Origin of the sequence: Rhizobium subbaraonis, from assembly GCF_900220975.1 — a bacterium.
Classification (GTDB): Bacteria; Pseudomonadota; Alphaproteobacteria; order Rhizobiales; family Rhizobiaceae; genus Mycoplana; species Mycoplana subbaraonis.
The window spans coordinates 1-8,628 of the sequence record NZ_OBQD01000056.1 but is presented as its reverse complement, the minus strand read 5'-3'; the positions used below and the strand labels follow the sequence as shown (position 1 = coordinate 8,628).

At 54.5% G+C, this 8,628-nt stretch carries 9 protein-coding genes; all 9 read left to right on the top strand.

The window, feature by feature from the left end:
- Window positions 1–496 (top strand): FAD-dependent monooxygenase (locus tag CRO48_RS31075; RefSeq protein WP_176526963.1); only part of this gene is annotated, 496 nt, incomplete at its 5' end.
- Window positions 497–561: 65 nt separating this feature from the next.
- Window positions 562–1,770 carry an amino acid ABC transporter substrate-binding protein gene (locus tag CRO48_RS31070; protein ID WP_245423731.1) on the top strand — a complete coding sequence of 403 codons (1,209 nt, stop codon included), beginning with the start codon at window positions 562–564 and terminating at the stop codon, window positions 1,768–1,770.
- A 57-nt stretch (window positions 1,771–1,827) separates the two neighbouring features.
- Window positions 1,828–2,700: a branched-chain amino acid ABC transporter permease gene (locus CRO48_RS31065; RefSeq protein ID WP_097143496.1), complete on the top strand. Its 873-nt coding sequence runs from the start codon at window positions 1,828–1,830 to the stop codon at window positions 2,698–2,700.
- Window positions 2,697–3,665, top strand: a complete 969-nt coding sequence (locus CRO48_RS31060) for a branched-chain amino acid ABC transporter permease (RefSeq protein WP_097143495.1) — start codon at window positions 2,697–2,699, stop codon at window positions 3,663–3,665. The genes CRO48_RS31065 and CRO48_RS31060 overlap by 4 nt, the downstream gene beginning before the upstream one ends.
- Window positions 3,662–4,405 carry an ABC transporter ATP-binding protein gene (locus CRO48_RS31055; RefSeq protein WP_097143494.1) on the top strand — a complete coding sequence of 248 codons (744 nt, stop codon included), beginning with the start codon at window positions 3,662–3,664 and terminating at the stop codon, window positions 4,403–4,405. Before CRO48_RS31060 ends, CRO48_RS31055 begins: the two co-directional genes overlap by 4 nt.
- Window positions 4,398–5,105, top strand: coding sequence for an ABC transporter ATP-binding protein (locus tag CRO48_RS31050; RefSeq protein WP_097143493.1), 708 nt, complete (start codon window positions 4,398–4,400; stop codon window positions 5,103–5,105). The genes CRO48_RS31055 and CRO48_RS31050 overlap by 8 nt, the downstream gene beginning before the upstream one ends.
- 24 nt (window positions 5,106–5,129) lie before the next feature.
- Entirely contained in the window at window positions 5,130–6,599 is a 1,470-nt protein-coding gene (locus CRO48_RS31045; protein WP_097143492.1) for a benzaldehyde dehydrogenase, read from the top strand.
- A 151-nt stretch (window positions 6,600–6,750) separates the two neighbouring features.
- Window positions 6,751–7,524, top strand: a complete 774-nt coding sequence (locus CRO48_RS31040) for a coniferyl-alcohol dehydrogenase (RefSeq protein WP_097143498.1) — start codon at window positions 6,751–6,753, stop codon at window positions 7,522–7,524.
- Between the two features lie 172 nt (window positions 7,525–7,696).
- Window positions 7,697–8,395, top strand: a complete 699-nt coding sequence (locus CRO48_RS31035) for a TetR/AcrR family transcriptional regulator (protein ID WP_245423730.1) — start codon at window positions 7,697–7,699, stop codon at window positions 8,393–8,395.
- Window positions 8,396–8,628: the final 233 nt, after the last annotated feature.

Here is an 8,628-nt window from a genome sequence, read left to right as displayed (position 1 = left end):
TGGCCGGCTTCAAATCGGAATGCTGGCCGGAATGAAATCGGAATGGGTGGCCGGCTTCGTTTCGGAATCAATGGCCGGCTTCATCGGAATACGCAGTCTGTTTGACCGCGATCCGATGAAGACGTGGATCAAAGGCAACGTAACCCTGCTTGGTGATGCGTGTCACCCGATGCTGCCCTTCCTGTCCCAGGGCGCGGCCATGGCCATCGAAGATGCCTATGTTCTAGCTGAGGCACTCGACCTGCGGCGCAACGATCCGACCGCCGCGCTCGCCGCCTATGAGGCCGAGCGCCTTCCTCGAACCTCACGGGTGCAGCTCGAAGCGCGCGAACGTGGTCGAACTTACCACCTGCCATCCGAGGAAGAAATGGCCGCACGTGACGCGGAATATGCTCGTCGGGCGAAGGAAGACCCACGCACAACGGGTATCAATACTGATTGGGTCTATGACTACGATCCCAGAAAGTTTTCAGAGCGCATGGCTTCAAGCCTGTGAAGGCGCCTGCGGCTGGGTTCCCACAGCAATCAATAATAAAGACAAACAAACTCCAGAGAGGTTCCATGTCATTCATGCTCACTAGACGGCTTACCCTTGCCGCCATGCTCACCTGCCTCAGCCTGCCCGCCTTGGCGCAGGAAATGAAAGACAAGGTCCGCATCGGCTATGCTATATCAAAGACGGGCGTATTCGCTGGCGGGGCGGCCGCAAGCGCCACCCCTGTCTACGAAATGTGGGTGGAAGAGATCAATAAGTCCGGCGGCCTCAAGATCGGTGAGAAACGGTTACCAATCGAAGTCGTGGAGTATGACGACCGCTCGAGTCCCGAAGAGGCCGTACGCGCTGTCGAACGCTTGATCTCCCAGGACAAGGTCGATCTAATTCTGGCCCCGTGGGGAACCGGTCTGAATCTAGCCGTCGCTCCTATCCTTTCGAAGGCCGGATATCCGCATCTGGCGTTTAATACGTTAACTGAGCGGGCAGACAATCTCATAGCGCGGTGGCCCGGCATTTTCTTCTTCGAGGGCACGAGCGCGATCATTGCCAAAAGTGGCTCTGACATGCTGGCTAGCCTGCGAGATGAGGGCAAGATTGGCAACAAGGTTGCGCTCACCGGAATTGCCGACGCTCTGGGCGTCGAACTCTCGTCAAATTATCGCGAAGCGCTGACGGAGCATGGCTTCGAGATTGTTTACGATGCGTCTTATCCACTTGCGACTCAAGACTTCACCCCGATGCTGAGTGAGATCGCTTCGAAAACGCCCGATGTTTTCATTGGGAATACCTATCCAGAAGATTCAATAACGATGACCGATCAGGCGCGCATTATCGGCTTCAACCCGGCTGTATACCTTTTAGGTGTCGGCCCCGCGTTGCCAGTCTTCGGCGAGAAATTCGCAAAGAATACCGAGGGGGTCATGGCACTGGGTGGTGCCAATATCGACAATCCGGAGATTCAGGATTTCTTTAAGCGTCACATGGAGTCCGCGGGCTATCCGGCCGACCGCTTCGCTAGCCAGCTGGTCTACGCCGGCCTTCAGGCACTACAACAGGCGATCGAAACGAGGGCTACATTGGATCACGAGACCATCATTGCTGAACTCAAGTCGGGCAACTTCAAGACAGTTCTCGGCGAGATCAGCCTAAAGTCCCAAGAACTCGAAAGATTTTTCCACATCGGGCAGTGGCAAAACGGAGATTTCTACGGCCTTTATCCATCCACACTCGAGGGTGCCCGCACGGCAATCGTGCCTAAGCCAGCTTGGAAATAGTGAACCACAAGGTGATGGGCTCAACCCATCACCCTTCCAATGAATTGGCAAATGTAGATGTTCCTAGATCTTCTTATAAGCGGGCTCACCCTCGGGGGGCTCTATGCCCTTGTAGCCATGGGATTGACCCTGCAGTACGGGGTGGCACGCATAATGAATCTCGCCTATGGCGAGTTTTTGATAGCAGCCTCCTTCCTCGCATGGCTGTTTACGGCGAAATTTGGCATCAACCCGATCACCAGCCTCATTGTGATCATTCCTTTGAGCTTCACGTTCAGCTGGCTTGTATATCGCGTTCTGATGGTTCCCTTGGTTCGGCGCAGCAAAGCTGGCGCCGCACTCGAGAAGGACAGTATTCTTGCAACTTTCGGCCTTATGTTCATCTTGCAGGGTATCCTGCTCGTGACATTCGGTGGTAACTACACAAGCTACTCATTCTTATCTGTGCCAGTGCAGATCCTAGGCACACATGTGGCAGCGAATCGGCTGCTGGTCTTCATTTCTGCCTTACTGATTGGCGGCAGCGCCTACCTCCTCATGAAGAAAACACGCTTTGGCGTGGCGGTGCAGGCAATAGCATCCGAGCCCGCTTCTGCTGTGCTTGTCGGAATAAACGTCGCCCTAGTCTCTGCGCTCGCCTTCTCGACAGGAGGAGCGCTGGTGTCAGCCTCAGGTGTGTTGATCAGCATGTTCCTGCCCTTCTCGGCGACGATGGGCGTGCTTTTCACCATGAAGGCTTTGGTCGTGGTGATCATGGGAGGCGTCGGAAATATGAAAGGCTGCCTCGTCGCTGGCATGCTTCTGGGTTTCGTTGAAGCCATCGTTGCTCGTCTAGTTGATCCGGGACTGACGATCGTCTCGAACTACGCGCTGTTTCTCCTTGTCTTAATCTTCCTGCCCAAGGGGCTTTATGGGAGAGCTTCCCAATGAGCATGTCGACCATAGTCAAAGCATTCATCGGCCTGGCGGCATTGATCGTTCTTATGACCATGCCGCTGGTTCTTACATCCGACTACCATCTTTCAATTGGCATCACTCTTCTCCAATTCGCAATTATGGCAACGGCTTGGGCGATGTTTTCAGGCCCAACGCGATATATATCGCTCGCAACCGGGAGCTTCTTCGGCATCGGCGCATACACGACTGCAGTCCTCGCTGATTACCTGCCATGGCCCGCGATCCTTGTAGTCGCCCTCGTAATCGGCCTCGTCTGCGCCGCGCTCGTAGGGCTTTCGACACTACGCCTATCTGGCGTCTACTTCGTGATTTTCTCGTTCGGCTTGTCCGAACTGATCCGTCAGTTGGTAAGTTGGTACGAGGTGAACGTCACGCGCACCAGCGCGCGGTACATCTTTCTCGATATCACCTCAGCCCAGATTTATTGGCAGCTGGCAGCGCTTCTGGCCATTCTCTTTTTGGTCGGAATTTGGATCAAGCACAGTCGGCTGGGTACGGCGCTTCGCATGATCGGCGAAGATGAAATCGTAGCAAAGCATATTGGCATAAACACGACGCGGGTTAAGGTAATGCTCTTTGCCATCAGCTCCTCTTTCATTACGTTGACCGGTGCGATCATCGCCCCGCGCTGGACCTATCTGGACCCCGGTATCGCGTTCAACGCCAACATTTCGTTCCAGGTGCTTATCATGGCGCTCCTCGGCGGCGTCAGCTCCCTATTCGGACCGATTCTCGGTGTAGTGCCGCTGGTTTTAGTCATCGAGTATCTGTCAGCAAACTTCCCGAACCACTTCTCAATTTTAGTCGGCGCGATCTTCATGATCGTCGTTTATTTCATCCCTGATGGGATTGTTGGACTGCTTTCACATGGGCGCCAGCGGACATCGGCAAGCAATACACATACCGATGTGAGCGCAAAACTGGAGGCTCAGCCATGAACCCTGTACTCGAAGTAACCAATCTTCGAAAAGCTTTTGGCGGGAATGTAGCGGTTAACGGGATTTCATTTTCCCTGACGCCAGGAGAGATCGTTGGGCTTTTGGGACCAAACGGATCAGGGAAGACCACCGTCATCAACGTGATTTCGGGTAGTCTGAAAGCCAATGGCGGATCTGTTTGGCTCGACGGGCGAGAAATTACTGGCTTTCAGCCCCATCGCATCGCCGCACTCGGAGTGACCCGTACATTTCAGCTCGTAAGGGTGGCGCACGGTATGAGCGCCCTTGATAATCTGACCTCCGCGATGGCATTCACCGGCGCACGTCTGACGGGAGAGCCGGCGCGCAGCAAAGCAATAGCAATTTTGGAACGGATCGGTCTTTCAAACTGCTCAGGGCTACGTGCCGGCGACATGACGTATATCGACCAAAAGCGTTTGGAGCTTGCTCGCGCACTAGCCTTGGAACCGAAAGTGCTGCTGCTGGATGAATGGCTCGCCGGCCTGAACCCCACTGAGCTTCAAGAAGGGATATCCTTGATCCAAACATTGCGGGAGTCGGGCATCGCCATTCTGATGGTAGAACATGTGATGGTAGCCATCCGGGCCCTGTGTAATCGTTCCATAGTCCTAGCCACTGGAAAGCTCATCGCGGACGGCCCCACCGAACAGGTGCTCGCCAATGCAGATGTGAAACGCGCCTATCTCGGCGAAACCGAAGATGAGGCCATCGATGCTTGAGATCACAAATCTTTCGCTGAACTACGGTAAGCATCTGGCGCTTGATAGTGTTTCGCTCACCGTCGCGAAAGGAGAATGCGTCGTCATTCTCGGGGCGAATGGAGCGGGAAAAAGCTCGCTTCTTAAAGCTGTTGGCGGCCTTGTACCGTGGCCTATGGCGGCCGTGCGCCGTATGAACGGCCAAAATATTTCAAAACTCGCCCCGCACCTTCTGGTGGATACCGGGATCGGGCTCGTGCCGGAAGGACGAGGCAACTTCGCCGAATTAACAGTTCGCGAAAATCTCCTGCTGGGCGCGTATCCCAAGCGTGGTCGCGCGCGCGAAAAGGAGATGCTCGATCTGGTGCTATCGTTGTTTCCACGCATAGAGGAACGGCTTTCGCAACAGGTGCGCACCATGAGTGGTGGTGAACAGCAGATGGTCGCCATTGGCCGAGTGCTGATGTCGGCGCCTGACATTCTTCTGCTGGACGAGCCATCTCTGGGACTTTCTCCGCTCATGACGAAGGAACTTTTTCGCGCTCTTGTTCAGGTTAGAGAGACCGGGACCGGCATTCTTCTTGTAGAACAGAATGCCTTGCGCAGTCTAGAAATCAGCGATCGAGGTTTTCTACTCGAAACTGGACGGGTCGTTGGCGCGGGAACTGCAGAGGAACTGCGCAATGATCCGAATGTCAGCCGTGCTTATCTTGGCGCATGATCCCACCGTGAAAACGAGGTAATTATGAAAATCAATCGCGGAAACCTGCTGCCGGAGCAGTTGTGGGAGGCAGATACTTGGACCAACGGACTGCCAAGCTCCAGTTCGCCCATCAAGGTCCATGAACCCGCAACCGGGGAGGTTCTCGCGCGGATCGCGCAGGCAGGACCATCGGACGTGATTAGGGCCGTCGAGGCTGCCGCTGCCGTGCAAAGCACTTGGGCCAGGACCTCTGCCATAGAGCGAGCGGCAGTCATGCGCCGTGCCGCCGATATCCTGTCAGCCAACGCTGCCGAATACGCTGAATGGCTCGTGCGCGAATCCGGCTCCGCTTCGGCGAAAGTACGCATAGAGCTTGCTGCGGGTGCTGCCTTCTTGCAGAAGGCGGCTTCGACTGTGCTTGACCCTCAAGGATACGTGTTTCCACAGATACCAGGCCGCACCAGCATAGGCCGGCGGGTACCTCATGGCGTAATCGGTATCATCTCGCCCTTCAACTTCCCCCTGATCCTGTCGATCCGCTCACTGGCGCCGGCACTCGCAGTAGGTAATGCAGTGCTTCTTAAGCCTGATCCACGGACACCCTTTAGTGGTGGCGTACTTTTGGCCCGGATTCTCGAAATGGCTGGATTGCCAGAAAAGCTTTTACAAATCCTGCCCGGTGGTGGTGATGTCGGTCAGGCGATGTGCGAGGCAGAGGGCATATCGATGATCTCTTTCACTGGCTCTACATCAGCTGGTCGCAAGGTGGGAGAGGTCTGTGGCCGTATGCTCAAAAAAGCACAGTTGGAACTTGGCGGGAAGAACCCTCTGATGATCCTAGAGGACGCGGATCTCGATCTTGCCGTAGAAAGCGCGATCTGGGGAAGCTACTTGCATCAAGGCCAAATCTGCATGGCGACTGGCAAGATTCTTGTAGCAGCTCCCCTAGTGAAGCACTTTACCGAGAAATTTGTCGAAAAAGCCGGGACCTTAAAATGGGGGGATCCAACCGACTCGGGCGTGGCGATCGGTCCGCTGATCGACGCGAGCCAGCGCGACCGCGTGCATGGCATCGTGCAGCGCTCGGTACAGGAAGGAGCCGAGCTTTTGTTGGGCGGTGAATTTGAGGGGCTTTTTTATAAGCCTACAGTCCTCGCCAATGTTCGCCCCGACATGGCCGCATATAGAGAGGAAGTCTTTGGTCCCGTGGCTTCGATAATTCCTTTCTCCACCGAAGAGGAAGCACTGCGGCTGGCCTGCGACACCGAGTATGGGCTCTCGGCCGGCATCATCAGCCGTGACATCGGTCGGGCCATGAGGTTGGGCGAGGAGCTTGAAGTCGGCATGCTGCATATCAACGATCAGACCGTTGCCGATGAACCATTCATCACCTTTGGTGGCCGGAAGGCATCAGGTAACGGGCAGACGATCGGCGGTCCCGTCAATCTCGACGCCTATTGCGAGTGGCAGTGGCTCACGATCCGAGAGCACCCCCATCCCCACAAGTTCTAGGAAAAAGGTCAGAAAGTCTCTTTCGGAAACAGGCGTTTCTGCGATCGGGTATCGTTGCACCGTCCCGGGCAGACCTTCCGGACCAGATAAGTCGCGCCCACCATTCTAGTCGCGCGCAGGTATCAGTAAACCATGCAATGGAGAAAGAATGATGCTTACAGGAAAGACGATTGTAGTGACCGGCGTGTCTTCCGGTATCGGTGCCGAAACGGCTCGTACCATAAAAAGGCAAGGGGGAACGGTCATCGGGGTCGATCGAAATCCCGCGGGGGAAGCTGTCGATAGTTTCTTCCAAGCCGACTTGTCGAGCCGAGATTCAATCGACGCACTTGTTGCCAGCTTGCCGCACGGAATCGACGGGCTCGCCAATATTGCCGGCGTTCCGCCGACCGCCCCCCCCGAGGTGGTGGTCGCTGTGAATGTGGTCGGCCTCAAGTACCTGACGGAAAAGCTCGTTTCCAAGATGAGCGAAAATGGAGCGATCGTCAGTATTGCGTCCCTTGCCGGCGTTGGCTGGGCGGATTCGGTTCCGCAGATCCGAGCAGCCGAGGGCCTCGAATTCGACCAAATTCCCGACTTCTGCCGCGAGCATGATATCGATGAACAGCGCAGCTATTTCTTCTCAAAGGAAGCAGTGATCGTATGGACCTTGCAGAACCGCTGGACCTGGCGCGACCGCGGAATCCGTATCAATGCAGTGAGCCCAGGGCCGGTTGAGACACCCATTCTTGCCGATTTTGTGAAGACACTGGGTGCACGCGTAGAAGAAGACATGCGAGTTATGGATCGGCCAGGCCGGCCGTCAGACATAGCACCGGTCGTCGCGTTCCTTCTTAGCGATGGTTCGAGGTGGATCAGAGGTGTGAACATTCCGGCCGATGGTGGGATGAATTCATATATCCTGTCCCACAAGCACAACCTCTGACGTGAGAGGATAGCAGGCAGTTGCAAAGAGATCCGTATTCTCAAAAATGCGGAGACATGGTTATAAACGCAACTGCCTGCGACCAAAGAGCGAGTCTTCATATCGAAGCATCCCTGCATGATTTTTCCAAGAAGGAGATCATCTTCGACCTTTCCGCGCTGAGGAATTTTCCATGACAAAAAGCAGATCAAAAATGATCGAAGAAGGCCCTGCTCTAACAAATAAAGGTAGGAAAAGGCCTGGGCGTCCAGAAGGGTTCACAACTTCTCGTGAAGATATACTTGACGCCGCAGAGATAGTATTTTCCGAACTTGGATTCTCAGGAACTACACTTAGGAAGGTCGCCGACAAAATTGGGGTTACAAATGCTCTGATTGGATACTACTTCAAAAACAAAGAGAATCTTTTCCGTGAGGTGTTCCTAAGGAAAGGAACGGAGATAGCGACCGCACGAGCGGAAGGTTTGAAACGGCTGAAAGCAGACAATCACGTCCCGAGCGTTGCGAATCTTGTACGTTCCTTTCTTGAGCCTTCGATCAGGCTTCGGGAAAGCGCACAGGGTAGAGCGTTCCTTAGACTGCATTCTAGGCTTCACATGGAGCCGGAAGCACTGGCTTTCGAATTGCGTAGCCAAGTGTATGATACGACAACCCGAGCATACGCAGAAGCATTTCTTGCAGCCCTTCCTCATCTTGATGCAGAAAGTGTCTACATGAGAATGTCACTAATGATTGGTTCCTATCTCTACACCTTCTCCGACACTAATCGACTGGACGAACTTGTCCCTCAGACAAACAAAAGAAAGAACATCAATCTCGATATAGAAGAGATTGTGGCCTACGTGTCAGCAGGTATGCATGCATCAAAATGAGTATACCGGAAAGAGCATGAATTTTATGAGGATACCCAGGGCCGTCACGCTTTCACAATGCTTTCATGCTAGAGCCTTCAACCAGGCAACATTGTCGAGCGCGCCCTCAGGCCCAGACAATTACGAGAAGGAACAGCCTTAGAGCGTTTCCCTTTCATGCTGGATCGTATCCGCATGATGTGAAGAAGTTGCGCGCTTCTTGAGGCTCGATGAGGTCTATCAGTTTCCCGATC

Coding starts and splice junctions, on each gene's coding strand:
- CRO48_RS31045 (WP_097143492.1), top strand. CDS start 5,130: ATGAAAATCAATCGCGGAAACCTGCTGCCGGAGCAGTTGTGGGAGGCA.
- CRO48_RS31060 (WP_097143495.1), top strand. CDS start 2,697: ATGAGCATGTCGACCATAGTCAAAGCATTCATCGGCCTGGCGGCATTG.
- CRO48_RS31040 (WP_097143498.1), top strand. CDS start 6,751: ATGCTTACAGGAAAGACGATTGTAGTGACCGGCGTGTCTTCCGGTATC.
- CRO48_RS31035 (WP_245423730.1), top strand. CDS start 7,697: ATGACAAAAAGCAGATCAAAAATGATCGAAGAAGGCCCTGCTCTAACA.
- CRO48_RS31065 (WP_097143496.1), top strand. CDS start 1,828: ATGTTCCTAGATCTTCTTATAAGCGGGCTCACCCTCGGGGGGCTCTAT.
- CRO48_RS31050 (WP_097143493.1), top strand. CDS start 4,398: ATGCTTGAGATCACAAATCTTTCGCTGAACTACGGTAAGCATCTGGCG.
- CRO48_RS31055 (WP_097143494.1), top strand. CDS start 3,662: ATGAACCCTGTACTCGAAGTAACCAATCTTCGAAAAGCTTTTGGCGGG.
- CRO48_RS31070 (WP_245423731.1), top strand. CDS start 562: ATGTCATTCATGCTCACTAGACGGCTTACCCTTGCCGCCATGCTCACC.